A 24,644-nucleotide genomic window follows, 5' to 3' on the forward strand; every position below is an offset into this window, starting at 1 on the left:
GCGAGTTCTTCGCCGCGGCGGAAATATTACATCCGCCGCGACAGGCCTGAAGAAAGCCTGAAACCTGCTCAGGCTAAGAAATCAGAATGTGGTGGGGGTGTGGGCACTGATAATGCGGCAGATTCCTGCCGAGGTGTTGCTGAAGCTATGAGGGATGCCGGTATTAATGGCATAGCTCTGTCCAGCCACCAGGTGGTACGACTGACCGTTAATCGTCAGCACGATCTCACCTTCCAGTATGGTGCCTATCTCCTCACCCTGATGCTTAATTCTCTCCCCGGTTGTGGTCCCAGGCTGGTAAGTTTCAAAAATCATCGCCAGCGTACGGTTCGGATTTCCGTTATGAACCAGTTTCATTGAAACGCCCTGACTCCCCATTTCGATAAGATCGTCCTGATTAATGACGACCTGCGGTTCATCCGGCTTTTCGGGTTCAGAAAAGAATTCCGAGAGCGACAGCCCATATACTTTCAGCAGCTTTTGCAGCGTACTGATGGCAGGACTGACTTTGTCCTGCTCTATGGTGCTGATGGCACTATGTGTTAACCCAGACAGTTCGGCGGCACGACGCTGTGAAAGACCCAGCTGTTGGCGGATCTCTGACAGACGTTTCCCTGGCGCCAGTCCGTCATCGCTCATATTTGCATTTCCTTAACTGTAGTGGTCAGAGCCGCCGCTTTTCGGCGACATGGCTCTGACAGGCGGTGATAAAACCATCAAACAACATACGCGACAGGGCGTATTCGCTACTGTTCCATTCAGGATGCCATTGCACGCCCAGCGCGAAAGGGTGGTCGTTGACGCTGACCGCCTCAACCAGCCCATCCGGTGAACGGGCCTCCACGCGCAGACGCGAACCCAGCGTTTTTGCGCCCTGGCCGTGTAGCGAGTTTACCCAAAACGTGTTGCAGCCCGGTATTAACTGAGAAAGTAAACCTCCTTCCTGCACCTCCACCTGGTGGGACGGCGCATACTGCTGCTCCACCGGTAGTTCAGGATCTTCGCGATGCTCCAGCAGTTCCGGCTGTTCAAACAGACGACGATACAGAGTCCCGCCGGTGGCGACAACCAGTTCCTGCAGCCCTCGGCAGATGGCGAAAATGGGGATGCGCCTTTCGAGCGCGGCGTTAATTAGCGCCATGCTCAGAAGATCACGCCCGGGGTCGGCGTCAGGCTCATCGCCGTTTTCACCATAAAGGTGCGGCTGCACGTTGCTGGGGCTGCCTGGCAGGTAGATCCCGTCCAGTTTATCGACTAACGCATCCAGCAGTTCCGGCTCGGCCAGCGCGTGCGGCAGGGCAATCGGCAGTCCGCCAGCGTTAACAATGGCATTCAGGTACTTTTCTTGCAGAGTCTGGGTCTGGTGACCCTTAAGCCTGTTTCTACACATCACGACGCCAATAACTGGCTTGTACATTATATTTTCCATGATCGCCCTCACAAAGTGGACTAAATTATGACCGCCTGTGGCTGATAAACGGCCATATCGTTCAATATTTTCTCAATCTAGCAGTGGAAATAGCCGTTTGCAAACTTAATTTAACATTTGACAAACATTTTGTTTGCATACACATTCGAAGGGTGGACATTATATTTGACGTTTTCAGTCAGGGTCCGAAAACTAAAACAACGGCGGTGAATCATGGATACCAATATCGTAGAAGTTGAGAATTTTGTTCAGCAGACGGAAGAGAGACGGGTAAGCGCGTTCGCTAAAGAAGTGAAGCGCTACCTCGAAACCTACCCCAACACTCAGTATGTCGATGTACTCCTCACAGACCTGAACGGCTGCTTCCGCGGCAAACGCATTCCGGTCGCCAGCCTCAGCAAGCTGGAGAAGGGCTGCTACTTCCCGGCGTCCGTTTTCGCGATGGATATTCTCGGCAACGTGGTGGAAGAGGCCGGGCTTGGCCAGGATATGGGCGAACCGGACCGCAGCTGCGTCCCGGTATTGGGCACGTTGACCCCTTCGGCAGCCGATCCGGAATACATCGGCCAGGTCCTGTTGACCATGGTTGATGAAGATGGCGCTCCCTTTGACGTTGAGCCGCGGAACGTACTCAACCGCCTCTGGCAGCAGCTCCGCCAGCGCGGATTGTTCCCCGTGGTAGCGGTAGAGCTGGAGTTCTATTTACTCGATCGCAAACGCGATGCCGAAGGCTACCTGCAGCCGCCGTGCGCGCCTGGCACCGACGACCGTAATACCCAAAGCCAGGTCTATTCCGTTGATAACCTCAACCATTTTGCCGATGTACTGAATGATATTGACGAACTGGCCCAGTTACAGTTGATCCCGGCGGATGGCGCGGTGGCCGAAGCCTCTCCGGGACAGTTCGAAATCAACCTCCACCACACCGATAACGTGCTGGATGCGTGCGATGATGCGCTGGCATTAAAACGTCTCGTGCGTTTAATGGCGGAGAAGCATAAGATGCACGCCACTTTTATGGCGAAACCTTATGAAGAGCATGCGGGTAGCGGGATGCATATCCATATCAGCATGCAAAACAATAAGGGCGAAAACGTGCTGGCGGATGCGGACGGCGAGGATTCAGCCCTGCTGAAACGCGTGCTGGCCGGGATGATTGATCTGATGCCGGCGTCGATGGCGCTGCTGGCGCCGAACGTGAACTCGTATCGTCGCTTCCAGGCGGGCATGTATGTGCCGACGCAGGCGTCATGGGGGCATAACAACCGTACGGTAGCGCTGCGCATTCCGTGTGGCGATCGGCATAACCACCGCGTTGAATACCGCGTAGCCGGGGCGGACGCCAACCCGTATCTGGTGATGGCGGCGATTTTCGCCGGTATCCTGCACGGGCTGGATAATCCGCTGCCGCTGCAGGACGAGGTGGAAGGTAACGGTCTGGAACAAGAAGGCTTGCCGTTCCCGATCCGCCAGAGCGACGCCCTGTGGGAGTTTATGCAAAACGATCATCTGCGGGAGCGTCTTGGCGAGCGTTTCTGCCACGTTTACCACGCCTGTAAGAATGATGAGTTACTGCAGTTCGAGCGTCTTATCACAGAAACGGAAATTGAGTGGATGTTGAAAAACGCCTGATGTTCGCCCCGTAAGGGGCGCATTAGTTTAATCGGTAGCATCATACGGCCTGAGCGGAGCCTGGTCGTTCTTTTTTGCTGGGAGCCCAGCCATTTCCCGGATGTCGCGTTAAGGAGCGCAGGCGGCAACGGGGCTTCAGTTAACGACACAGTGTGTGACGAGGAAATGAGATGATGCAGATGTTCAAATATCCGCAGGGAGAAGGGGGCCTCTTTGGCCGCATTGGATGCCAACTTACCGCCGTTCATCGGTCCGTCTTACCCTTTTATTTACGCCTTACCCCCTTGCTAAGCAGGTTTGTTACCCGGTCTTTGTGCCCGCAAACTGTCGTCGGCATGGGGGGAATGCGTCATGGCTGCTAATCTTCCTGCAGAAAACGCCGCTCAGGCGGGAAAACCGCGTCTGCGTAAATCGCTCAAACTGTGGCAAGTGGTGATGATGGGGCTGGCTTATCTAACCCCCATGACGGTGTTTGATACCTTCGGCATCGTTTCCGGCATCAGCAATGGCCACGTTCCGGCCTCGTATTTGCTGGCGCTGGCTGGAGTGCTGTTCACCGCCATCAGCTACGGCAAGCTGGTGCGCCAGTTCCCGGAAGCGGGCTCGGCCTACACCTATGCGCAAAAATCAATTAGCCCGCACATCGGTTTTATGGTCGGCTGGTCCTCGCTGCTCGACTATCTGTTCCTGCCGATGATTAACGTCCTGCTGGCGAAGATCTACCTCTCCGCGCTGTTTCCGGAAGTGCCGCCGTGGGTGTGGGTGGTGACCTTTGTCGCCATTCTGACCGCGGCGAATCTGAAAAGCGTTAACCTGGTGGCCAACTTCAATACCCTGTTCGTGCTGGTGCAGATCTCCATCATGGTGGTGTTTGTGATTCTGGTGGTACAAGGGCTGCATAAGGGCGAGGGCGTTGGCACCGTCTGGTCTCTGCAGCCGTTTATCAGCGAGAATGCGCATCTGATCCCGATTATTACCGGCGCGACGATTGTCTGCTTCTCGTTCCTCGGCTTTGACGCCGTTACCACGCTTTCTGAAGAAACCCCGAATGCCGCGCGGGTGATCCCGAAGGCCATCTTCCTTACCGCGATGTACGGCGGCATTATTTTTATCGTCGCCTCGTTCTTTATGCAGCTGTTCTTCCCGGATATCCATCGCTTTAAAGATCCGGACGCCGCGCTGCCGGAAATTGCGCTGTATGTCGGCGGCAAGCTGTTCCAGTCGATTTTCCTGTGCACCACTTTTGTTAATACCCTGGCATCGGGCCTGGCGTCACACGCCAGCGTGTCGCGCTTGCTGTACGTGATGGGCCGCGATAACGTCTTCCCGGAGCGCATTTTCGGCTATGTGCATCCGAAATGGCGTACCCCGGCGCTGAACGTGATTATGGTGGGCATCGTCGCGCTGTCGGCGCTGTTCTTCGACCTGGTGACCGCGACGGCGCTTATCAACTTCGGCGCGCTGGTGGCCTTTACCTTCGTTAATCTTTCGGTATACAACCACTTCTGGCGGCGCAAGGGGTATAACAAAACCTGGAAAGATCGCTTCCACTATCTGCTGTTGCCAATGGTAGGCGCCCTGACCGTGGGGGTGCTGTGGTTGAACCTCGAGGCGACCTCGCTGACGCTGGGACTGGTGTGGGCCGCGCTGGGATTGCTTTATCTGACCTACCTGACCCGCCGTTTCCGTAAACCGCCGCCGCAGTTTGACGCGACGAAAGCGGAGCAGGCCTGGGAGTCGTAATTTGCTGTTAACACGACAACAAGGCAGCCAGGCCTGATGTCGAATAAGGGCTCCATGTTTATCATGGAGCCCTTTTTAATGACTTGAATATCTGCTTTACCCCATCTTTTTTTGTCGATTTTAAATGAACGGGTTTTATTTCCGCTGTGAATATAATGGCTCGATAATATTATATATTGCGGGATAATAAACTTATATTTTAATTTTGTGTTGCTGGGCGTATTATTTTTGGTCAGTGCTGTTTTATCAAAAGGATATTTGGTTATGACAGAACAAACTAAAATAATTCAATTGCAGGATACGTTAAACCGTTATTTGCTTTACTTTCCGCGAAGCAAAAGTACGGCTGTCGATGTGCATTCTTTTATAGGCGAAGAGACGCTCAGTAAGCCGTATCGTTATACCATCCGTTTTTCCAGTGCCGATGACAATATTCCGGCCGGAGCTGTTCTCAATCAGATCGCGCAGTTTTATCTTCGGGCGCCTAATCCGAACGCGCGTTGGCAGAACGAGGCTGCCTGGTTGCCGGTACGCCAGATTAACGGCGTAATAACACGATTTACCCGCCTGAAGTCGTCCTCAGATGAGGCGCTTTATGAGTGCGTGCTGGAGCATGAGCTTGCGCTGCTGGATAAAAATTATCGCTCAGCGGTGTATACGGATGTCACCGTGCCGGAAGTGGTTACGCAACTCATGAAAAATAGCGGCTACTTCAAAGGGTATAATATCGATTTCGACAGGCTGAGTTACACCTATCCTCGAAGGGAAATGATTATTCAGTGGAAAGAGACGGATCTGCAGTTTATTCGTCGGCTGTTGGCTGAAATTGGCATCTGGTTTCGTTTTGAGAATCACCATAAGGTTCAGACGGAAACCGTGGTGATTTTTGCTGACTCTGACAGTCGATACATTTACCGCGATAAAAAACTCCCCTACGTCCGCTATTCCGGGATGACCAGCTATGACGAGTACGTGACCGATCTGGAAGAGCAGCACTCGCTGATTCCTGAACAGGTATTAGTACGCACCTACAACTATCGCGATCCGTATTCTCCACAAGCTATTAAAACCATTATCAATAATGATATCCCGGAGGGGATTACGTCCGGGGGAGAGTATCACTACGCCGATCATTACCTCGCAGACGGCGATTTTCACGCAACAGAAGCTGAGACGGCCACGTTTTACGCCCGCCTACGCTATGAACGTCTACTGAATGAGCAGAACCGGCTCAGTGCAACAACCAGCGATCCGGCGCTGCGGCCTGGCGTTATGTTTCACCTTACTGGGCCGGTACCAGACGGCTTCAAACCGGGTTTTTTGATTACCACCATGACGATTACGGGCAGTCGAGCCCGGCATTATCACGCGCAGCTCGCCGGCATTCCGTATCTGTCAGGATACAACTTTCGACCGGAGTATCCGTCGCGACCTGTCATTGCCGGTACGGTGCCCGCGCGGGTGGCCTCTATCGGAAGGGATAAAACGTATGCCGGGGTGGATGCCAGGGGGCGTTACTGCGTGAAGTTTGATTTTGATCTCAATGAAAAACGCAGCGGCTTTGAAAGCGCACTCGTCCGGCTGGGCAGGCCTTACGCCGGCGACACTTACGGTTTTCATTTTCCGTTGCTGGATGGGACGGAAGTTGCCATTGCCTTTGAAGGTGGCGACCCGGACAGGCCTTTCATTGCGCATGTGATGCATGACGGCGCTCGCCCCGATCTGGTCACAAACCGTAATGATACCCGCAATATTATCCGCACGGCAGCGCTGAACAAAATCCGTCTGGAGGACCGCCGGGGTAAGGAGCATATCAAGATTTCGACGGAGCACGGCAAGGGGCAACTCAATCTGGGCCACCTTGTCGATGCGGAAGGAAAAAAACGCGGGGAAGGGCTGGAGGCCCGTACCGATGACTGGATGGCTTTGCGTGCGGCAAAGGGGGTGATGATCACCACGCAAGCGCAGCCGCGGGCCCAGGGGCAGCAGTTGGATATGACCGCCGCGATTACGCAACTGGAAAAAGCGCTCTCGCTGGCAATGACATTGCAACAAAGCGCACTAACGGCCGGCGCCAGTAATGTGGATACCGATCGGCAAAATACGCTCGGCCAGACGCTGAATAGACTCAGCGGTGCAGCTCTGCTGACCTATGGCGGGCAAGGACAGGCGCATGTGACCCCGGAAAGTCTGCAACTGTCCGCCGGACAGGATGTGATTACGACGGCAGGTCGTCACGCCAGTATGAACGTGATGAAGAAATTCTCGCTGGCCGTTGGCGAAAAACTCTCATTGTTTGCCCGCAAGCTAGGTATTCAGATGGTTGCCGGCGCCGGGGATATCACCACGCAGGCGCAGCGCGGCGCCATACATATGCTCTCTCAGCAGGATTTTACGCTAACCAGTACGGACGGGAGACTGCATGGCAGCGCCAAACAGGGCATACAACTGGTGTGCGGAGGCGGCGGGATCCGTATCAGCCCTGATGGCCAGGTTGAGATTTTCTCTCCTGTCGGGGTCGATATTAAAGGGCCGAATCTCAGGTATCTGGGGCCAGAAAGCGCGCAGGTGCAAGCACCTGCCTTTGATAAAGGAACCTTTACGCGTCGCTATCAACTGCATGCTTCTGACGATCCGGAACAGGTTCTGGCGAATCGTCCTTTCAGGCTCAAGAGCTCAACCGGCGAAGTGCTCGAGGGCGAGACGGACAGCAATGGTTGCTCTCCATTGCTCGATTCGGCCGATCTTGATTCGTACAAACTGGAGGTACTGTAATGACTGTCGAGAAAAAGAAGCCGTATTGCCCGCGTATTGTGTCTGAGAATGATGTAGGAGTGCATAAATCACTGGGGCTGGAAGCGCAGACCTGCAGGGTTGGCATTCCCCGACCGATGCCGGGGATAGTGATTTTGGTCCATGGCGTGAACGACGTCGGCGAGGCGTACCAGAACCAGGAGAAGGGGATTATTGCCGGACTGAAGAAACGGCTTAATCGGCCGGATTTTTACGCCCACGAATGGAAAGACTACCGAATCACCGTTCCCGGCCGTTCCCCCATCATCCCGTTCTATTGGGGGTATAAGCCTGTCACGCGTGAAGAGTACATGGGCGATCAACAGCGTTACCGGAATGAGGTCAGCAAGCTACAAGACAGCGCGCACCTGCCGTTTGACGCGTACCAGGAAGATAATGAGGCTAAAAAAGCCAGCCTGGGGAATGACGGAAAAGGTGTATTTAAGTACCAGAACGATAACTTTGGTAATGCGCTGGATGCGAACTTTGCCAAAGGAGGCGGGACGTTCGCGAACGCCACAACGAACATCCCGGATATGCTCGGACCGGGTGCGGGAGGGGTAGCGTTAGCCGCAGCTGGATTTAGCACGCTGTACATGAACGGCGGTGATTTTACGCACCCTATTTTCCCTAATCCACATCGTATTTATCAGTTTTTTGCCGCGCAACGTCTGGCCGATTTGATCCTGACAATCCGACGTGATCTGACGACGGCAAATGATGTAATTAACATCGTCGCGCATAGTCAGGGTACGATCATCACCATGCTGGCAAATATGCTGGTAAAACAGGCCGGATATGATCCAGTTAACTGTGTCATTTTGAATCACTCGCCGTATTCGCTGGAAGGGCGTCTGAGTGAAGATATTCAGCCCGGGCATCACCAGACGGATAACGCCCGGCAAACGACCTTTAAAAATTTTTGTGCGTTGATGGCAACTCAGTACAAAGGCGGTGAAATATCAGAAGCTAACCTGCTGGCAATGGAAGGGGCCTGTACGTTACGAAAAGCGTCAGATAGCCCACTGCGGCAGGATGAAAAGTACCGTCGGGACAATAATGGCAAGGTCTATAACTATTTCTGTCCAAACGATGGCACGGTATCGCTGAAGAATATTCAGGGAATTGGCTGGCGGGGGATCCCCAGGAACATAGCCAGTGCTATTCCCAATCTGTATCAACGGGTGTTCTATCAGCATGGGCAGACCGGAATCGCCCCGACCGGGAAGCCTTTTGAGTTACCGCCATTACATAAAAGGGATGCGGAATATAGCTCTCTCACCAACACGGCTTATACCGCGCATGATGTTGTCGTTAATGGAGAAGAACTGCCGCAGCCGTTCGTCTTTAAACTGCAGGGGCAGGATAACCATCCGGACAATGATCCGAAAACGAGCGATAAACCGTATACCGCGTATATCGATCCGGACAGTCCGGATGCCTATATCTCCTATTCAGCAAAAGCCTACGCTATCAAACGAACTCGCAGCGCCACCTATTCGCTTAGCCGTTACGCAAGCCTGAGTTGGCGCCCTGGCCATATTCTGACGGCGGATGAGCTGAAAATGGAAAGCTATGAGCGAAAGGTAGAAGTTATTCATGGTGAGGTCATTGGAACGAAAGACTTTTCTCAACTTACGCTGACATGGCTTAAACCTCGCGAAGAGCTTGAAAACGAATGGCAGAAAGCCGACCCGGTGGGTTACAGCCAGCACTCATCGATCGTTATGAGCGAATTTGCCCCATCCCATGCTATGGCGTTTGACCTGGCAATTGGTCCATGTCGTTCATTTGACTATAAAGCGGGTAAGTTCTGGGAAGATCTACTGCATCGTGCAGACTGGCGCGATCCTTTGAATGGAAATATCGCGGCTAAAGAATATTACCGTACAGGGAGGCTTCCGGGGGCTCAGACAAAGAATCATATGAATAAGCCGGATGAGGTGCTTCCACATGGCAATTATGGGGTGTTAAACGAATTTAACAATGCGACCAGGGTGAGGCCATCCCGCGACCTGGCTGCCGGTAATCAGGAAGTGGCAAACCTGCAGTGGGAGATGCCGAAACCCAAAAGTGACAGGGAACTGGGTATAGGAAACCAACGGTCAGCGCTCGATATCTAGGGAATATTTATGAAGCAGAGATACACATCAGGGACTGTTCTGGCGGCCATGCTTATGGTCGTTGGATGTCAGGCGCAACAGCCGCCGACGCAGGTCATTTATCGTTTCGATGACCACCGTTATCTGGAGCTGAAGGGGTGGGACTGTGAAGGTGAGCTTTGGTATACGGATAGCCAAAGGAAAATTCACTCGCAAATATACTCGCAGTTTTATCGCGTTTTCACCAGGAAGTTAGTCCATCCATCAGAGCGATACATCGCCATTATTGGTTGGGGGGCAGATGGTTTTCGAATATCAAAGGATTATGGTCAAACATGGTCCGATGCTCATTTTTCTCCGGGGCATAATGAGCCAAATGGCGATAATTACGCGCCTTATGATGACGTTCTCTCTTTCACCGTCGTCAACGACCAGGGTTTTTTGCAGACCAGGCACCGCCTGTATATGTCGTCCAAACCGTTCGACGATCCACGTCTGGCGGCTGGTGGCCCGGGTATCCAATATGTCATTGAAGGGGAAACTCACACTATTACCCCCCAGTTTCCCGGCTGGTCATGGGGGATGGTTTATATGACCAAACAAGGACTTGAGAACGATACGGCAAAATACCACACCAATTACCAGGGACTCCCCGACAGAGTACCCGAAGTAAAAGGCTACACCGGCTGGGATCGTATGCGTTGTGATATGGATGCGGGGAGATAGCCATGAAAGGATTATTCACCGCTCTGGCGGCCATGCTTATGGCCGTTGGATGTCAGGCGCAACAGCCGCCGACGCAGGTTATTTATCGTTTCGATGACCACCGCTATCTGGAGCTGAAGGGGTGGGGCTGTGAAGGTGAACTCTGGTACACGGATACACTGAGGGGGATTCATACCGAGCCGGTAAGTCAGTTCTATCGAATTTTTACCAAAAAATTTATCCACCCTTCTGATCGCTATATTGCTATTCCTAACTGGGAAATAGATGGGTTTATTGTCTCGAAAGATAACGGTCAAACCTGGAGTCCTGTCGGATATTCGCCGGGTTATAACGAGCCGGATGGGATGAATTCTCCCCCTCGAGATGATGTTCTCTCTTTCACCGTCGTCAACGACCAGGGTTTTTTGCAGACGAAGCACCGACTGTATATGTCGTCCAAACCGTTCGACGATCCGCGTCTGGCGGCTGGTGGCCCGGGTATCCAATATGTCATTGAAGGGGAAACTCACACTATAACCCCCCAGTTTCCAGGTTGGTCATGGGGGATGGTTTATATGACCAAACAAGGGCTTGAGAACGATACGGCAAAATTCCACACCAACTACCAGGGACTCCCCGACAGAGTACCCGAAGTAAAAGGCTATACCGGCTGGGATCATATGCGTTGTGATATGGATGCAGGACGTTAAGGGAGCAAAAATAATGAAAGGTGTCATTAGGTTAAATGATCCGCTGGCGGGCGGAGGAAAAGTGATCACATCATCTGGTGCTGAATTTATGGGAACCCCTGTCACCCTGAAAGGTGACAAAGTTCAGTGTGCTACGCACAAAGGGACTTTCGCTATTACTGAGTGCCACCCCTTTTGGACGATGAACGGTCGCGGTGTGGTGGTGGATGGCTGTAAAGCTGAATGTGGATGCGCGATACGAACGACGCTACAAACTGTGGGAGCGGTGTAATGGAATGGTGGCTATATTCTGAGCAGGAAGATATTCAGGATGAGATGCCTGTATTGGCTGTCGTGATGATTTATGTAGCGCTTATCGCGGTATGCCTGTTTATACAGGCGCTAGTCTGGCCTGAAAATAAACCTGTCACGTTTGAGTTCTTCATTCCTTCCGTATTACTTCCTGCCTGTGTTTTGACCACGATATTGTTCTTCGTGAAGATGGTATTGAGTGCGACAGTGTGTTACGCAGAAATACGCAAATATATTGCCAAATCCTGGGAGGTGGAGCTTAAAACCTATGCCCGAAAAAATATCGCGCTAGCCGCCTGGACTGCTCTAACCCCTTTAGAACAGCCTGCGCTCAATATGCTGAAACTGGAAGGGGAGTTTCCGTTAGCGCCGAAAACCCCACTCAGGATAGAAATTGAAGATCTTTTCGAGCAGACCCGTAATGAGCAAATTTTCACGAAATTGCTTACCCCAATAGCTATGATGTTGAACGGTAATAATTACCGCGGAATTGAAATTATCGTCTGGGTACGTGGGGGAGATAATTTCTGTGTAGATGCATTGAGGAGGGTGCTGGAGCATCTGAATATCCCTAACGCCAACGCCTGTGAAATCGAATACCTTACCGAGTGTCCAGAGTACGGCATGGTGGATAAATGGATCGCTGCGCCCGATGACAACGTCATTAACCGAATCGTCATTACTGTCGATATGCATGAAGAAGATAGCGATTCTAAAAGCATGGAAAGCGCCTGTGCGTTTTTGTTCACTAATCACTATGTCAGAGGAGCAGGCGAAAAGCCGGTATATCTTTATCAGCCGATGTCCGGCGTTACTGATGTAGAAGAAAAGATGCCGGTCTATTTGGAGGTTAAGTCCGTTACTGCACCTAAAACACTGTGGTATACAGGATTGTCCAGAGTGGATAAATACCCATTATTGCAGGCGTTAGATGCAAAAAATCTGGCGTCAGAACGCCTGGATATGGAGGCCTCACTAGGGGAAAAGAGTGCCGGTTATCGATGGCTGGCTTTGGCGCTGGCTGCCGATGCCGTTAGGTATGCGCAAGGCGAGCAGCTGGTGGCGACATCTGAAAATAACAAGTTTGCTATTACTTCCTTGTCTTCAAAGAAGACGAATTTACCCGACAAAGCTAAGTGGGGCCATACGATACCGCCAGTTGTGCACAGCGTTATAGTATCGGGAGGCCTGATGATTTCGTGGCTGTTTTATAATGTGAGTTTTACGCCTAAACCTGAACATATCTCTACGCTGTGGATCGTGGCGAGTATAGTCATTCCTGCAATTATCGCTTTTGGCGCTGGTTTGTCATTGACTGTTTTAGCCGTCAATAAGGCATATCAACATATGGGGTATTGAGCTGAATCTTATTGTATAGACGGGAAGAAGCCGACCGTGAGATCGGCTTCTTCCCTGGTAATACGCAGCCCGGGTGTAAAGATTGGCAAAGTGAAGTTATTTCTTTTTTTTATCGGTTGGCAACTGACCGGCGCGACGTTCTTTGATGTAAGACACCAGGCTGTAAACGGCGACACCCAGTAGAGCGATCGCCACGATAAAGAGCAAGAAACCCGACATAAATTAACCTAATAATTTGTTTAAACAGAAGAAAAAATAACGCCTCACGAAGACGATAACATCGGGATGTTTCCGAAAGATGACCTAAAAGTGCCAAAGGCATCCAGCATGGCTCATTATGTTAAAATATTGATGGTGTTAATGTATTGTGACGCTATGTGCGCGCCTTAGCGTCTGATGTAACACTCCGTTAAGTCATTTTACAGACGGATGGGATTGCGGCTGTTACGCTAACCGTTGAATGAGAATTTTCTGAGAGTAATGCATGTTTAAAACAAGTCTCGCCGGCCTGCTTGCTTCGGCGCTTATGCTGACGGCTTTTGCCAGTTGGGCGCAGTCGGAAAGCCAACAGGTTCGCGAACGAATTGTCGAGCAGGTGTTAAAACCCTGCGAAGGTAAAAAGGCCGGGGATAAAGTGGTGATGGTCGACCGCCGGGGCGGTGAACATGAAGCGATTTGTACGCTGGCGGCGGTGCCATTACCGGAATAGGTAGCCGCTTTCGCCACTCCCTCTGCGACACTCATCCTGACTCTGTTTTATGCCTTCGGTAGCGGTTAAGATCATACCAACTGAGGTACTCGCGGGTTATGGCTTGCGCTTTATCCGTGCGACCTGCCGTTAATTTATTCACCATGCAGGCTGAAACTGCCGGTGTTGGCGGCCTCAAATCCCCGGTGGCGCTGCCGCTTACCGGGGCTACAGTGCTTTGCGATTTGGTAGCCCGGAGAAGGCGCAACGCGCCGCGTCCGGGAAAACCCCTTAAAAAAGTTGCCAACCGATAACCGTATCTACGGTCCTGAATCTGCCGCTCCCGGCCATCTCTGAAGTGTTAAAAAAGCGACCGACGCCTCAGTTTGTGAGCCATTGCCCGCAAAAATGTCATAAATCCGTCACAATGATGGCGATGATAATAAATGACTGAGGATGAAGGGATGAAAAAAAGTCTACTCGCCGCCGCGGTGGCCGGGGCCGTATTGTTATCCGCCGGCGCCCAGGCGCAGGACGCCGTTGCGCCGGAAGGGTATCAACTGCAACAGGTGCTGATCATGAGTCGCCACAACCTGCGCGCGCCGCTGGCCAATAACGGCAGCGTACTTGAGCAGTCGACGCCGAAATCCTGGCCGCAGTGGGATGTGCCAGGCGGCCAGTTAACCACCAAAGGCGGCGTGCTGGAGGTCTATATGGGCCACTATATGCGTGAGTGGCTGGCGCAGCAGAAGCTGGTGACCAGCGGCGAATGCCCGCCGGAAAATGCCGTCTACGCCTACGCTAATAGCCTGCAGCGGACCGTCGCCACCGCGCAGTTCTTTATTACCGGCGCTTTCCCTGGCTGCGGGGTGCCTGTGCATCATCAGCCGCAGATGGGAACGATGGATCCCACGTTCAACCCGGTCATTACTGACGATTCAGCCGAATTCGCGCAAAAAGCGGTGCAGGCAATGGAAAAAGAGCGTCAGGGGATGCAGCTCGCTGAGAGCTACAAGCTGCTGGAAGAGATGACCGACTATCGTAATTCGCCATCCTGTAAAGAAAAGCATGTCTGCTCGCTTAGCGACGGTAAAGATACCTTTAGCGCCAAATATCAGCAGGAGCCAGGTGTTTCCGGGCCGCTGAAGGTCGGTAACTCGCTGGTGGATGCCTTCACCCTGCAGTACTACGAAGGTTTTCCGAAGGATCAGGTGGCGTGGGGCGAAATTGCCAGCGATAAGCAGTGGCAGGTGCTGTCAAAGCTGAAAAATGGCTATCAGGATAGTCTGTTTACTTCCGCGGAAGTGGCGCGCAACGTCGCTAAGCCGCTGGTTAAATATATCGATAATGCGCTGGTGGGCGATGGCGCCGCTAAGGCGAAAGTGACGCTGCTGGTCGGGCATGATTCCAACATCGCTTCGCTGCTGACGGCGCTGGACTTTAAACCCTACCAGTTACCCGGCCAGTATGAGCGCACCCCCATCGGCGGCAAGCTGCTGTTCCAGCGCTGGCACGATAGCGGCAGCAATCGCGATTTAATGAAGATTGAGTATGTCTATCAAAGCACTGAACAGCTGCGCAACGCGGATGCTTTGAGCCTGCAATCTCCACCGCAGCGGGTCACGCTGGCGCTTAACGGTTGTCCGGTTGATGACCAGGGATTCTGCCCGTTGGAGACGTTCAAAAAGGTCATGAACGAGGCGGCAAAATAAAACAAAAAACCCGGAGCAGTCCGGGTGATGAATGAGCGCGGGCGCAATGCCCGCGCAATTGCGCTATCAGACGTTTTTACGTTCGATGGTCTGTTCGCCCCAGAAGAGGCTGTCTTTATCGGTTTTGGCGAAAGCTCGCGACAGCACCTCATCGCTGCCTTCTTCCCAAATTTTCTCCGCCAGCTTTTCATCGTAATTCGCGAGTTCGAAAATGGCTTCGGCGATTTCCAAAGAGGTATTACGTAAGCTTGCCCATTCGCCCACGTGGTGGGCCTTCGCTTCTTGATTCGGCATGCAACTCCTCCTGTTGAAGGTTAGCCGTGTAATTTCACAGCTACATTGGCGACGTGCTCACCCTGGTAGCGAGCGATAGCCAGCTCTTCCTGGCTTGGCTGACGGGAGCCGTCGCCGCCTGCGATGGTGGTTGCGCCATATGGCGTGCCGCCGCGTACCTGGGAGACATCAAACAGCTCCTGCGCGCCGTAGCCAATCGGCACAATGATCATCCCATGATGGGCAAGGGTAGTCCAGGTTGAGGTAATTGTCTGCTCCTGGCCGCCGCCGGTACCGGTTGAACTAAAGACGCTGGCGACTTTGCCATACAGCGCGCCGGAAGCCCACAGGCCGCCGGTCTGATCCAGGAAGGTGCGCATCTGTCCCGACATATTGCCGAAACGGGTAGGGGTACCAAAGATGATGGCATCATACTCCGCCAGTTCCTGCGGTGTGGCGACGGGCGCATTTTGTGTTTTCCCGCCTGCTTTGGCAAACGCTTCAGCCTGCATAGTTTCCGGCACGCGCTTCACAACCACCTCAACGCCGTCAACTTTATTTGCCCCTTCGGCAACGGCATGAGCCATGGTTTCGATGTGTCCATACATGGAATAATAAAGCACCAGAATTTTAGCCATTTGCATCACTCCTCGGTTGCGTAATTGTCCAGCCAAACGACTGGCTACCTATAAAGATAAGACCTGTGGCGCAGAGTGCAAATCCAACAAACATTTGTTTGATTTATAACAAAATGGCAAAGATTAATTTGCAACATGCCTCGTAGCAAATAGATACATTTTGCGCAGGGCTGATTTCAGCTGTAAGAAGAGATGCTTAGCGGTTGCGATCGCCGCTGGCGTCTGGTTTTGACGATTAAATGTTGCGGAATGTGACTATTTGCTTGGGGAATGAGTTTCATTTACTACGCTTATAAGCACGCGATGCATAATGGCCATGCCATATGCCGCGGGGGCTTAGGCCCTGAACTCACCTAATGCAATATGATGTCAAACCCAATGGAGGTCAGTAATGGCAAACCATCGTGGCGGTTCCGGCAATTTTGCCGAAGATCGTGCCAGAGCATCAGAAGCAGGTCGTAAAGGTGGCCAGCACAGCGGGGGGAACTTTAAAAACGATCCTCAACGCGCCTCGGAAGCTGGCAAAAAAGGGGGTAAAAATAGTCACGGCAATCGCAATAGCTAGCCGGGACTGTCTTTTATGATGCGGTGTTAATCTCCCCCGACCCTGCCGCATCACCCTCGCCGCCGACGTATGTCGGCGGTTTTTTTGTCTATGGGTGTTGCTTTCGGCCTGAAGCGCCTGCGAAACTGGTTAGCTATTTATTGCTATTGGTCGCCTCATGTCTTCGCTCAAACTCTCGATAACGCCGCAGGAACTGATCCTGATTGTGATCACCATGTTCTGGGGCGGTACCTTTCTTGCCGTACAGTACGCCGTGAACTTTAGCGGGCCGTTTTTCTTCGTCGGCCTGCGCTTTGCCACCGCCGCGCTGGCGGTGGCGCTACTGTCGCTGCGTACGTTACGCGGCCTGACCTGGCTTGAGGTTAAGGCCGGTGTGGCGATCGGCGTGGCGATTGCGCTCGGCTACAGCCTGCAAACCTGGGGCTTACAGTCCATCTCCAGCAGTAAATCGGCGTTTATTACCGCCATGTATGTACCGCTGGTGCCGCTGTTGCAGTGGCTGTGTCTTGGGCGCATGCCTGGCGTCATGTCCTGCGTGGGCATCGTGTTGGCGTTTATCGGGCTGATCCTGCTGGCGGGGCCGGAAAACAATCTGCTGGCTTTGGGGATTGGCGAAATGATTACCCTGGCAAGCGCGGTGGCTATCGCTGCCGAAATCATTTTAATCAGCGCGTGGGCGCGTCAGGTCGATGTGCGCCGGGTGACGGTGGTACAGCTGGCGACCGCCTCGCTGGTGGCTTTTGCCGCGATGGGGCCGGCAGGGGAGTCTATCCCGCCGATGCGCCCGGAACTGCTGGCCGTCGCGCTGGGACTGGGGATTTTCAGCGCCATTATTCAGGTCACCATGAACTGGGCGCAGCGTAGCGTATCGCCGACGCGGGCGACGCTGATTTACACCGGCGAGCCGGTTTGGGCTGGCGTGTTTGGTCGTATCGCCGGCGAGCGTCTGCCGCTGCTGGCGCTGGTGGGCTGTCTGTTTATTCTCGCCGGGGTGCTGGTCAGCGAGCTGAAGTGGAAGAAAAAATCACGGCCGCAGATTGCGGCAGAGGAAGCGCCAGAACTTGCTGAGCGGCGCGAGCCCTAATTATGGCCCCGGCGCGCGTCGCCGGGGCGAACCCTCGTTATATCGTGGTGGCTTTTGCCACCTTTTCCTGATGCTGACGGCGGTTAAGCAACGCATGCAGTAAAATAGCGCCGAAAGTCGCCGTCCCAATCCCGCCCAGGCGAAAACCCCCCAGCGATAAAGTAAAATCGCCTGCGCCCAGAACTAGCGTCACCGCCACCATGATTAAATTCGCATTCAGGCTGAGATCGACCCGATTCTGCACCCATATCCGCGCCCCGGTGACCGCAATCAAACCAAAGACCACGATTGACGCGCCGCCAATGACCGGGCCTGGAATCGTATGAATCAGGGCGCCGAACTTGGGCGAAAAGCCGAGCAGGATGGCGATCAGCGCCGCGGCGACAAACACCAGCGTTGAATAGACTTTGGTCACCGCCATAACGCCGATGTTCTCCGCATAGGTGGTGACGCCGCTACCGCCGCAGGTGCCGGAAAGCAGGGTCGCCAGCCCGTCGCCGACAAACGCGCGCCCCATCCAGGGATCCAGATTGCGCCCGGTCATTCCCGATACGGCCTTTAAATGCCCCAGGTTTTCCGCCACCAGAATGATGGCCACCGGCGCAATCAGCAGCATCGCCTGGCTGTCAAAGGTGGGGGAAGTAAAGTGCGGGACCCCAAACCATGCTGCCTGGGCGACAGGGGCAAAATCCAGCGGTTTGCCAAGAGCGAATACGTTGGCCAGCAGCGCATAGAGCGCACAGGCGATAATAAGCCCCATCAGGATCAGTAGACGCTGCAGCAGTCCTCGGGTAAAGACCGCGACGGCGCCGATACAAAGCACCGTCAGCATCGCCATCCAGCTGTCGAAGGCGTTGGCGGAAACGCTGTGCACGGCAATCGGCGCCAGGTTTAGACCGATCGCCATCACCACCGCGCCGGTTACCGCGGGCGGCATCAGTCGCTCTATCCAGCCGGTACCGATTTTCATCACCACCAGACCGATCAGGGTATAGAGCAGCCCGCAGGCGATAATGCCGCCGAGGGCGATGCTGAGATGAGGATTCAACCCCTGGCCCGTAAAGCCGGTCACGGTGATGACCACGCCGACGAAGGCGGCGCTGGAGCCAAGATAGCTCGGTACCCGGCCGCCGGTGACGACAAAGAACAGCAGAGTGCCCACCCCCGACAGCAGGATAGCCAGGTTGGGGTCAATCCCCATCAATAAAGGCATCAATACGGTCGCGCCAAACATCGCCACGGCGTGCTGCACGCCCATGATCAGCGTTTGCCCGGCGGATAAACGTTCATCCGGGGCGACAACGCCGGCATCTGCGGCGGGGGTGGTTAACTGCCAGCGAGGAAAATCGAAGAGTGCCATGATGATATCCCGGGTGAGAGGTTAACAAACGGGCCGCATAAGCGTGTGATAGCCGCGGTCAAACCACATCAGGCCGCGCGGTTCCGGCTGGCGGGCGATAGCCACGACCTGGCAAAACAGAATGTCATGGGTGCCGACCTGTAGCCGCTGGTCGATTCGGCAGTCGAAACTGACCAGCGCCTCTTTCAGCCGCGGGCAGCCGGTCGCGCCGGTTTGCCAGTCGGCGGCGGCAAAGCGCTCATCCATTGCCGTTTTACCGCCAAAGAGCGTCGACAGGGCCTCCTGTCCGGCCGCGAGGGTATTGACGCAAAGGGCCTGATGTTCGCTGAATACCGGCCAGACCGAAGCCGAACGGTTGAGGCACACCAGCAGCGTCGGCGGGGTATCGGTTACGCTGCATACCGCGCTGGCGGTAAAACCGGCGCGTCCGGCAGGCCCTTCGGTGGTAATAATGTTGACCGCCGCGCCGACATGGGCCATGGCGTCACGAAAACTGTGTTGATCCGCTACGTTCATTACCGTCTCCTTATGCCAGCAGGCAGGCTTCATCAAAACTCAGGCGCGGCAGCCGGTCGTACAATTTGCCGGGGTCGCCATAGCCGATATTCACCAGTAGATTGCTTTTCCAGCCGCTGTTGGCGAAAAACGCCGCATCGACTTTCTCGCGGTCGAACCCCGACATCGGGCCGGTGTCGAGACCCAGCGAGCGGCAGGCGAAAATCAGATACGCCGCCTGCAGCGAGCTGTTGCGAAAGGCGGTTTCCTCGGCCAACTGCGGACTGGAAGTAAACCAGCTCCGGGCGTCGCCGTGCGGAAACAGCGCGGGCAGGCGCTCGTAAAACGCGTTATCCCAGGCCACGATGGCGGTGACCGGCGCCTGCATGGTTTTTTCCACATTGCCGCTGGAGAGCGTTGGGCGGAGTTTCGCTTTGCCCTCGGCGCTGCGCACAAAAACGATTCGCGCCGGTGAACAGTTGGCCGAGGTCGGCCCCATTTTCATCAAGTCGTAAATCTCCTGCAGCTGCCGATCGTTAACCGTCTGCTCCCGCCAGCCATTGTAGGTCCGGGCATGGGTGAATAGGGTCTCGCAAGCCTTTTGGTTGATTGCTTCGCTCATATATTCTCCTCGGCGACCGGCAGCAGGGTCGTCAGGCCGTCGCGTAAAATAGGGTTAAAAGTGTCGCTGTCGGTAACGTTACAGGCATGGCCGCCCCAGGCCATTTCCACGAGTCGGCTACCGGGAATCGCCGCCTGCAGCATTCGCGAGCAGGAGGCGGGGACCAGCAGGTCGTCGGTGGCGCTGATGATGAGCGTCGGGCAGGTGATAGCCGCCGCGCGGCGCGAAAAATCCGCCTGTTTCAGGGCCTGCAGCCTTTTCAGTAGATTCTCCTTGCCCTGGAAATGGCTAATAGCCAACGCGTCTTCCGCTTCGAGACGCGGCAGGCGGGCCGCCATCCACTCCGCCGGATAGAGAAACAGCGGCTGAGCCTCGACCCACGCCTGGGCGCCGCCGGCATGCAGCAGGCGTTCGCGGACCTGAAAGCAGCGGCGGGTATGCGGGGAAAGCGTTAGCCAACCGTTTACCAGCACCAGCGCGCTGACCGCGCGCGGATAGTCGAGCGCCAACTGCATCCCAATCAGCGCTCCCAGGGCGTGGCCAACCAGCGCGAAGCGCATGATGCCCGCCGCCTGCACGGCGCTGAACAGCTCCTGCGCCATCGTCGCCATGCTGTAATTTTCCGGCAACGGGCCGCGGTTCTCCCCGGTACCGTTATGGTCATAGCACACCAGTTGATAATGCTGTTCCAGCGCCGCCCGCTGCGCCAGCCAGTACGCGCTACCCCCGCCAAGCCCGGCGCTCAGCACCACCACCGGGGAGCCGGGCCACGGCGGCGGGGCAATATTGAGCCTCATCATGTTGGAGTACCGATATGGGCGACGCTGGCAATTTCCACCAGCGCATCGGGTTTCACCAGCCCGCACTGAATACAGAAACGCGCCGGTTTATCACCGGGGAAAAACTCGGCGTAAACCTCGTTAATCGCGGCGTAATTTTGCCAGTCGGTGATAAAGATACTGTTGAAAGTCACATCCGCCATACTGCCCCCCGCCGTTTCGATAACGCTTTTGATAATCTCCAGCACGTGACGGGTTTGCGCCTTTGGGTCGCCGGGGTAGAGCACATTGTTTTGCTTATCGAACGGCAGAGTGCCGGAGACATATACCACTCCGTCGGCGAGCGTCCCTGGAACAAAGGGGGCAATCGGCGTAGTGGTGCCGGGGGGAATAATCACCTGTTTAGGCATAGCGTTTCTCCTCGGTAAAAGCGAGCGGGGCGGCGGGTTCTATGGCGCGACAGAAGCTGCCGACGTCGCTGACCCAGCCGAAAAAGGTTTCAATGTTGAATAACGCCGCCTGTTGCGCGAAGGCGGGACCTGCCTGATGGGTGGCATCCTCCAGCACCACGCCGAAGTATTCGAGGAAGAAACCATCGCGCAGCGTCGATTCGACGCAGACGTTGGTGGCGATGCCGGTGAATACCAGGTGGCGAATACCGCGGCTGCGTAGAATGCTGTCGAGCGGGGTATTGAAAAAGCCGCTGTAGCGGGGTTTCGGCAGGACGATATCGCCCTCCCGGGGACGTAATTCGTCAACCAGTTGATAATCCCAACCGCCTTTTGCCAGCAGCTTGCCCTGTAGTTCCGGGCGTTGGCGCATGGTCTTCAGCGCGTTAGATTTATGGTAATTCGGCGAGCCGGGGCCGCCGGCTTCCACATACTGTTCGTCCCAGCCATTCTGGAACCAGATAATTAACATGCCGGCGGCGCGGGCGGCGGCCACCGCGAGATTAATATTATCGATAACCGGCCGGGTGGCGGAGACGTCAAAACCGGCGAGATCCAGGTATCCGCCCTGGCTTGCATAGGCGTTTTGCATATCGACCACGATCAGCGCGCTGTGCTGCGGCGACAAGGTCAGCGATTCCGGGCGAGCGGGAAGGGTAATCATCAGGCCACCTCGCGGGTAATGGGAGCAATATGGTCACGGCAGCGCATCAGCGGCTGAATACGTTCGCCGAAGGCGTCAATGCCCTGCAGGAAATCATCGAAGGTCAGCAGTACGCCGTCGGTACCGGGGACCGCCGCCACCTCATCGAGCATACGGGCGACGTTGGCATAGGAGCCGACGAGGGTGCCCATGTTGATGTTGACCGCGGAGGTGGGGTCGGCCATCTGGCGGACGTTGGTATCGCTGCCGGAGCGGGTATCTTTCTGGCTCTGTTCGGTCAGCCATGCCAGCGCCTCTTCATCCGCGCCGGCCTTGTAGTGTTCCCATTTAGCGCGGGCCGCTTCGTCAGTTTCGTCGGCGATCACCATAAACAGCACGTAGGAGCCGACCTCGCGGCCGGTTTTTTCCGCCGCCTGCATCATACGTGCGGCGGTGGGCGCGAAGGCGGCGGGGGTATTAACCCCTTTGCCAAAGCAAAAGTTGTAGTCGGCGTGTTGGGCGGAAAACGCCATGCCGGCGTCGCTTTGCCCGGCGCAGATAACCTTCATCGGCTGCGATGGACGTGGGCTAACCCGGCAGTCGTTCATGGTGAAGTAATCACCTTTAAAATCGCTGCGCCCGGTGCCCCACAGATCGCGCAGAACCGTAACGTATTCAGTCAGGTAGTCATAGCGACTGGCGAAGTATTCATCGCCGGGCCAGATCCCCATCTGGTCATATTCCGGTTTTTGCCAGCCGGTCACCAGATTCACGCCAAAACGTCCGCCGGAGATAGAGTCGATTGTCGAGGCCATGCGGGCGACGATGGCCGGAGGGAGCGTCAACGTCGCGGCGGTGGCATAAATCTCTATCTTCGACGTCACCGCCGCCAGACCGGCCATCAGGGTGAACGATTCCAGGTTATGATCCCAGAACTCGGTCTTCCCTCCGAAGCCGCGTAGTTTGATCATGGAGAGCGCGAAGTCGAAATGGTAGTGCTCGGCCTTCTGAACTATCGCCTTATTCAGTTCGAAGGAGGGCATATACTGCGGTGCATGGGTGGAAATTAACCAGCCGTTATTACCAATGGGAACGAAAACACCGATTTTCATAACTACCTCTCTGTCGTCATGGAAGATGAAATTGCGCGGTGCGGCATCCTGCCTCTTCCCGAACCACCTCGCAGTGGAAATAAAGCAAAGGTAATGCCAGTTTTAAAAAAGTGTTTGTTATTAATGTGTTGTGAAATGGTTACTGGATTTAAGGATAAAAATGTGGACCGAATGGTCAAAATCAGTGCACGAAAAAACGGCAGTCATGCGCGATTGGAGTGCGCAGGGTCGTGTCGGCGAGGGGCTTTTGCTATGCTGAAGACGACTACTGAAGGAGAAGACGTATGGCACAGGGCGCCGTGAAAAAAACCGGCAAGCGTTCACAGGCGGTGAGCGCCAAAAAAGAGGCCATTCTGGCCGCTGCGCTGGAGACCTTCTCGCAGTTCGGCATTCACGGTACGCGGCTGGAGCAGGTCGCTGAACTGGCCGGCGTATCGAAAACCAATTTACTCTATTACTACCCATCAAAAGAGGCGCTGTACGTTGCTGTACTGCAGCGGATCCTCGCCATCTGGCTGGCGCCGCTGCGGGCATTTCGCGAAGATATCAGCCCGCTGGTGGCGATCCGCGAATATATTCGCCTCAAGCTTGAGGTATCGCGCGATCATCCTCAGGCTTCCAGGCTGTTCTGTCTGGAGATGCTGCAGGGGGCGCCGTTGCTGATGGGCGAACTGACCGGCGATCTGAAGGCGTTGATAGATGAAAAGTCGGCGATAATCTCGTCATGGATTGATAGCGGCAAGCTGGCGGCGGTCGATCCGCAGCACCTTATCTTTATGATCTGGGCGACAACACAGCATTACGCCGATTTCGCCACTCAGGTGGAGGCGGTAACCGGCGCAACGCTGCAGGATGAGTTGTTTTTCCAGCAAACCGTGGATAACGTGCAGCGGATGATTATCGAAGGGATCCGCGTACGTTAATTAGCTGGCGGCAGCGGGCAGTTTTGGTCGCCGTCTTCGCACTGAAGCAGCGAGGCGAGGAAGGCCTCGCGCTCGACGCTCTTATCGGTCATGCACTGGCTTATCAGCATCGGTTGCATACTGCCGCCTTCCGCGCCGGAAGCGAGAAACGCGCAGTCGGCATCACGCAGGGAAATCCACGCCTGCTGGGCTTTTTTCAGCAATTCCTGCTGTTGGCCGGAGGCGCGTTTCAGCGCCTGTTGCCAGGTCTCATTCAGCTTTTTATCGGCCGCCTGATATTGCGCGGCGGCGCACTGATTCATTTCGGTTTGCGTGTTGGCGTTGCTGCAGTCATCCGCCCACGCCGCGCCGCTGGCCAATAGGGCAGCGGCGGCAATTAAAGTGCGTTTCATCGTTCTACTCCCATAAAAAAAGCTCCCGTCCGGGAGCCTTAATTAAGCACAGCTGTCGTCGGCTGTCATTAGTTGAACGCGCCGTAGATTTCCCGGATGGCGGCCCGGCTACCCTTTGGCGGGGTTATGTAGCCCCGGTAAGCGT

Annotated in this window: 26 protein-coding genes; 13 read left to right on the plus strand and 13 right to left on the minus strand. The window is 54.8% G+C overall.

Going from position 1 to position 24,644, the window contains the following annotated elements; genetic code table 11:
• Positions 1-81: 81 nt before the first annotated feature.
• Both puuR and puuD read right to left on the minus strand, forming a co-directional pair.
• Complete coding sequence (gene puuR / locus ABLU80_RS01720) at positions 82-639, minus strand: HTH-type transcriptional regulator PuuR (protein WP_002898590.1); 558 nt, start codon at positions 637-639, stop codon at positions 82-84.
• A gap of 25 nt (positions 640-664) precedes the next feature.
• Positions 665-1,417, minus strand: a complete 753-nt coding sequence (gene puuD, locus ABLU80_RS01725; protein WP_161798760.1) for a gamma-glutamyl-gamma-aminobutyrate hydrolase — start codon at positions 1,415-1,417, stop codon at positions 665-667.
• 225 nt (positions 1,418-1,642) lie between these two features.
• Between puuD and ABLU80_RS01730 the strand changes: the two genes are divergently transcribed.
• The 8 genes from ABLU80_RS01730 (at position 1,643) to ABLU80_RS01765 (ending at position 12,764) form a co-directional block, all read left to right on the plus strand.
• The gene (locus ABLU80_RS01730; RefSeq protein ID WP_015367262.1) at positions 1,643-3,061 is read left to right on the plus strand and encodes a glutamine synthetase family protein; all 1,419 of its coding nucleotides are present in this window, start codon (positions 1,643-1,645) and stop codon (positions 3,059-3,061) included.
• A gap of 351 nt (positions 3,062-3,412) precedes the next feature.
• Positions 3,413-4,804 (plus strand): APC family permease, encoded by a 1,392-nt coding sequence (locus ABLU80_RS01735; protein ID WP_015367261.1) that lies wholly within the window; start codon positions 3,413-3,415, stop codon positions 4,802-4,804.
• 264 nt (positions 4,805-5,068) lie between these two features.
• Positions 5,069-7,579, plus strand: coding sequence for a type VI secretion system tip protein VgrG (gene vgrG / locus ABLU80_RS01740; RefSeq protein WP_348849639.1), 2,511 nt, complete (start codon positions 5,069-5,071; stop codon positions 7,577-7,579).
• Positions 7,579-9,720, plus strand: a complete 2,142-nt coding sequence (locus tag ABLU80_RS01745; RefSeq protein ID WP_348849630.1) for a hypothetical protein — start codon at positions 7,579-7,581, stop codon at positions 9,718-9,720. Before vgrG ends, ABLU80_RS01745 begins: the two co-directional genes overlap by 1 nt.
• Positions 9,721-9,729: 9 nt before the next feature.
• A complete protein-coding gene (locus ABLU80_RS01750) occupies positions 9,730-10,425 on the plus strand; it encodes a hypothetical protein (protein ID WP_032710191.1) in 696 nt (231 codons plus the stop codon).
• A 2-nt stretch (positions 10,426-10,427) separates the two neighbouring features.
• The gene (locus ABLU80_RS01755) at positions 10,428-11,114 is read left to right on the plus strand and encodes a hypothetical protein (RefSeq protein ID WP_045411907.1); all 687 of its coding nucleotides are present in this window, start codon (positions 10,428-10,430) and stop codon (positions 11,112-11,114) included.
• A gap of 13 nt (positions 11,115-11,127) precedes the next feature.
• Positions 11,128-11,385 carry a PAAR domain-containing protein gene (locus tag ABLU80_RS01760; protein ID WP_045412213.1) on the plus strand — a complete coding sequence of 86 codons (258 nt, stop codon included), beginning with the start codon at positions 11,128-11,130 and terminating at the stop codon, positions 11,383-11,385.
• A complete protein-coding gene (locus ABLU80_RS01765; protein ID WP_045411904.1) occupies positions 11,385-12,764 on the plus strand; it encodes a hypothetical protein in 1,380 nt (459 codons plus the stop codon). Before ABLU80_RS01760 ends, ABLU80_RS01765 begins: the two co-directional genes overlap by 1 nt.
• 96 nt (positions 12,765-12,860) lie before the next feature.
• Here ABLU80_RS01765 and ABLU80_RS01770 read toward each other — a convergent pair whose 3' ends face one another.
• Entirely contained in the window at positions 12,861-12,983 is a 123-nt protein-coding gene (locus ABLU80_RS01770) for a small membrane protein (protein ID WP_015367255.1), read from the minus strand.
• Positions 12,984-13,248: 265 nt separating this feature from the next.
• Here ABLU80_RS01770 and ABLU80_RS01775 point away from each other — a divergent pair, with 265 nt between their 5' ends.
• Positions 13,249-13,473, plus strand: a complete 225-nt coding sequence (locus ABLU80_RS01775; RefSeq protein WP_015704988.1) for a hypothetical protein — start codon at positions 13,249-13,251, stop codon at positions 13,471-13,473.
• Between the two features lie 443 nt (positions 13,474-13,916).
• Entirely contained in the window at positions 13,917-15,164 is a 1,248-nt protein-coding gene (agp, locus tag ABLU80_RS01780) for a bifunctional glucose-1-phosphatase/inositol phosphatase (RefSeq protein WP_015704989.1), read from the plus strand.
• A gap of 66 nt (positions 15,165-15,230) precedes the next feature.
• On the opposite strand, the gene ABLU80_RS01785 is transcribed toward agp, so the two are convergent.
• The gene (locus tag ABLU80_RS01785) at positions 15,231-15,458 is read right to left on the minus strand and encodes a YccJ family protein (protein WP_015367252.1); all 228 of its coding nucleotides are present in this window, start codon (positions 15,456-15,458) and stop codon (positions 15,231-15,233) included.
• Positions 15,459-15,478: 20 nt separating this feature from the next.
• Entirely contained in the window at positions 15,479-16,075 is a 597-nt protein-coding gene (gene wrbA, locus ABLU80_RS01790) for an NAD(P)H:quinone oxidoreductase (protein ID WP_015367251.1), read from the minus strand.
• A 391-nt stretch (positions 16,076-16,466) separates the two neighbouring features.
• Here wrbA and ABLU80_RS01795 point away from each other — a divergent pair, with 391 nt between their 5' ends.
• Positions 16,467-16,640: a general stress protein gene (locus tag ABLU80_RS01795; RefSeq protein ID WP_015367250.1), complete on the plus strand. Its 174-nt coding sequence runs from the start codon at positions 16,467-16,469 to the stop codon at positions 16,638-16,640.
• A 157-nt stretch (positions 16,641-16,797) separates the two neighbouring features.
• Complete coding sequence (locus ABLU80_RS01800; protein WP_032707741.1) at positions 16,798-17,724, plus strand: DMT family transporter; 927 nt, start codon at positions 16,798-16,800, stop codon at positions 17,722-17,724.
• A 37-nt stretch (positions 17,725-17,761) separates the two neighbouring features.
• Here ABLU80_RS01800 and rutG read toward each other — a convergent pair whose 3' ends face one another.
• Genes rutG through rutA form a run of 7 tightly spaced genes read right to left on the minus strand, consistent with a single transcriptional unit; the run spans position 17,762 to position 23,184 of the window.
• Positions 17,762-19,084: a pyrimidine utilization transport protein G gene (gene rutG / locus ABLU80_RS01805; RefSeq protein ID WP_213796348.1), complete on the minus strand. Its 1,323-nt coding sequence runs from the start codon at positions 19,082-19,084 to the stop codon at positions 17,762-17,764.
• Between the two features lie 21 nt (positions 19,085-19,105).
• Complete coding sequence (gene rutF / locus ABLU80_RS01810; protein WP_020079167.1) at positions 19,106-19,600, minus strand: NADH-dependent FMN reductase RutF; 495 nt, start codon at positions 19,598-19,600, stop codon at positions 19,106-19,108.
• Between the two features lie 10 nt (positions 19,601-19,610).
• Positions 19,611-20,201, minus strand: a complete 591-nt coding sequence (locus ABLU80_RS01815; protein WP_032714244.1) for a malonic semialdehyde reductase — start codon at positions 20,199-20,201, stop codon at positions 19,611-19,613.
• Positions 20,198-21,001, minus strand: coding sequence for a pyrimidine utilization protein D (rutD, locus tag ABLU80_RS01820; protein WP_063445811.1), 804 nt, complete (start codon positions 20,999-21,001; stop codon positions 20,198-20,200). Before rutD ends, ABLU80_RS01815 begins: the two co-directional genes overlap by 4 nt.
• Positions 20,998-21,390: a pyrimidine utilization protein C gene (gene rutC / locus ABLU80_RS01825; RefSeq protein WP_348849632.1), complete on the minus strand. Its 393-nt coding sequence runs from the start codon at positions 21,388-21,390 to the stop codon at positions 20,998-21,000. The genes rutD and rutC overlap by 4 nt, the downstream gene beginning before the upstream one ends.
• The gene (gene rutB, locus ABLU80_RS01830; protein ID WP_032711383.1) at positions 21,383-22,093 is read right to left on the minus strand and encodes a pyrimidine utilization protein B; all 711 of its coding nucleotides are present in this window, start codon (positions 22,091-22,093) and stop codon (positions 21,383-21,385) included. Before rutB ends, rutC begins: the two co-directional genes overlap by 8 nt.
• Positions 22,093-23,184 (minus strand): pyrimidine utilization protein A, encoded by a 1,092-nt coding sequence (gene rutA / locus ABLU80_RS01835; protein WP_032707746.1) that lies wholly within the window; start codon positions 23,182-23,184, stop codon positions 22,093-22,095. Before rutA ends, rutB begins: the two co-directional genes overlap by 1 nt.
• 284 nt (positions 23,185-23,468) lie before the next feature.
• Between rutA and rutR the strand changes: the two genes are divergently transcribed.
• Entirely contained in the window at positions 23,469-24,107 is a 639-nt protein-coding gene (rutR, locus tag ABLU80_RS01840; RefSeq protein WP_015367241.1) for an HTH-type transcriptional regulator RutR, read from the plus strand.
• Here the strand turns inward: rutR and ABLU80_RS01845 are convergent.
• Complete coding sequence (locus tag ABLU80_RS01845; protein ID WP_015367240.1) at positions 24,104-24,499, minus strand: lysozyme inhibitor LprI family protein; 396 nt, start codon at positions 24,497-24,499, stop codon at positions 24,104-24,106. The genes rutR and ABLU80_RS01845 overlap by 4 nt on opposite strands.
• Positions 24,500-24,644: the final 145 nt, after the last annotated feature.

Origin of the sequence: Klebsiella sp. CN_Kp104 (genome assembly GCF_040064515.1) — a bacterium.
Classification (GTDB): Bacteria; Pseudomonadota; Gammaproteobacteria; order Enterobacterales; family Enterobacteriaceae; genus Klebsiella; species Klebsiella aerogenes.

What these genes read in the sequence shown, in the direction of transcription:
- puuR (WP_002898590.1), bottom strand. Translation starts at nt 639, where the DNA reads ATGAGCGATGACGGACTGGCGCCAGGGAAACGTCTGTCAGAGATCCGC.
- puuD (WP_161798760.1), bottom strand. Translation starts at nt 1,417, where the DNA reads ATGTACAAGCCAGTTATTGGCGTCGTGATGTGTAGAAACAGGCTTAAG.
- ABLU80_RS01730 (WP_015367262.1), top strand. Translation starts at nt 1,643, where the DNA reads ATGGATACCAATATCGTAGAAGTTGAGAATTTTGTTCAGCAGACGGAA.
- ABLU80_RS01735 (WP_015367261.1), top strand. Translation starts at nt 3,413, where the DNA reads ATGGCTGCTAATCTTCCTGCAGAAAACGCCGCTCAGGCGGGAAAACCG.
- vgrG (WP_348849639.1), top strand. Translation starts at nt 5,069, where the DNA reads ATGACAGAACAAACTAAAATAATTCAATTGCAGGATACGTTAAACCGT.
- ABLU80_RS01745 (WP_348849630.1), top strand. Translation starts at nt 7,579, where the DNA reads ATGACTGTCGAGAAAAAGAAGCCGTATTGCCCGCGTATTGTGTCTGAG.
- ABLU80_RS01750 (WP_032710191.1), top strand. Translation starts at nt 9,730, where the DNA reads ATGAAGCAGAGATACACATCAGGGACTGTTCTGGCGGCCATGCTTATG.
- ABLU80_RS01755 (WP_045411907.1), top strand. Translation starts at nt 10,428, where the DNA reads ATGAAAGGATTATTCACCGCTCTGGCGGCCATGCTTATGGCCGTTGGA.
- ABLU80_RS01760 (WP_045412213.1), top strand. Translation starts at nt 11,128, where the DNA reads ATGAAAGGTGTCATTAGGTTAAATGATCCGCTGGCGGGCGGAGGAAAA.
- ABLU80_RS01765 (WP_045411904.1), top strand. Translation starts at nt 11,385, where the DNA reads ATGGAATGGTGGCTATATTCTGAGCAGGAAGATATTCAGGATGAGATG.
- ABLU80_RS01770 (WP_015367255.1), bottom strand. Translation starts at nt 12,983, where the DNA reads ATGTCGGGTTTCTTGCTCTTTATCGTGGCGATCGCTCTACTGGGTGTC.
- ABLU80_RS01775 (WP_015704988.1), top strand. Translation starts at nt 13,249, where the DNA reads ATGTTTAAAACAAGTCTCGCCGGCCTGCTTGCTTCGGCGCTTATGCTG.
- agp (WP_015704989.1), top strand. Translation starts at nt 13,917, where the DNA reads ATGAAAAAAAGTCTACTCGCCGCCGCGGTGGCCGGGGCCGTATTGTTA.
- ABLU80_RS01785 (WP_015367252.1), bottom strand. Translation starts at nt 15,458, where the DNA reads ATGCCGAATCAAGAAGCGAAGGCCCACCACGTGGGCGAATGGGCAAGC.
- wrbA (WP_015367251.1), bottom strand. Translation starts at nt 16,075, where the DNA reads ATGGCTAAAATTCTGGTGCTTTATTATTCCATGTATGGACACATCGAA.
- ABLU80_RS01795 (WP_015367250.1), top strand. Translation starts at nt 16,467, where the DNA reads ATGGCAAACCATCGTGGCGGTTCCGGCAATTTTGCCGAAGATCGTGCC.
- ABLU80_RS01800 (WP_032707741.1), top strand. Translation starts at nt 16,798, where the DNA reads ATGTCTTCGCTCAAACTCTCGATAACGCCGCAGGAACTGATCCTGATT.
- rutG (WP_213796348.1), bottom strand. Translation starts at nt 19,084, where the DNA reads ATGGCACTCTTCGATTTTCCTCGCTGGCAGTTAACCACCCCCGCCGCA.
- rutF (WP_020079167.1), bottom strand. Translation starts at nt 19,600, where the DNA reads ATGAACGTAGCGGATCAACACAGTTTTCGTGACGCCATGGCCCATGTC.
- ABLU80_RS01815 (WP_032714244.1), bottom strand. Translation starts at nt 20,201, where the DNA reads ATGAGCGAAGCAATCAACCAAAAGGCTTGCGAGACCCTATTCACCCAT.
- rutD (WP_063445811.1), bottom strand. Translation starts at nt 21,001, where the DNA reads ATGATGAGGCTCAATATTGCCCCGCCGCCGTGGCCCGGCTCCCCGGTG.
- rutC (WP_348849632.1), bottom strand. Translation starts at nt 21,390, where the DNA reads ATGCCTAAACAGGTGATTATTCCCCCCGGCACCACTACGCCGATTGCC.
- rutB (WP_032711383.1), bottom strand. Translation starts at nt 22,093, where the DNA reads ATGATTACCCTTCCCGCTCGCCCGGAATCGCTGACCTTGTCGCCGCAG.
- rutA (WP_032707746.1), bottom strand. Translation starts at nt 23,184, where the DNA reads ATGAAAATCGGTGTTTTCGTTCCCATTGGTAATAACGGCTGGTTAATT.
- rutR (WP_015367241.1), top strand. Translation starts at nt 23,469, where the DNA reads ATGGCACAGGGCGCCGTGAAAAAAACCGGCAAGCGTTCACAGGCGGTG.
- ABLU80_RS01845 (WP_015367240.1), bottom strand. Translation starts at nt 24,499, where the DNA reads ATGAAACGCACTTTAATTGCCGCCGCTGCCCTATTGGCCAGCGGCGCG.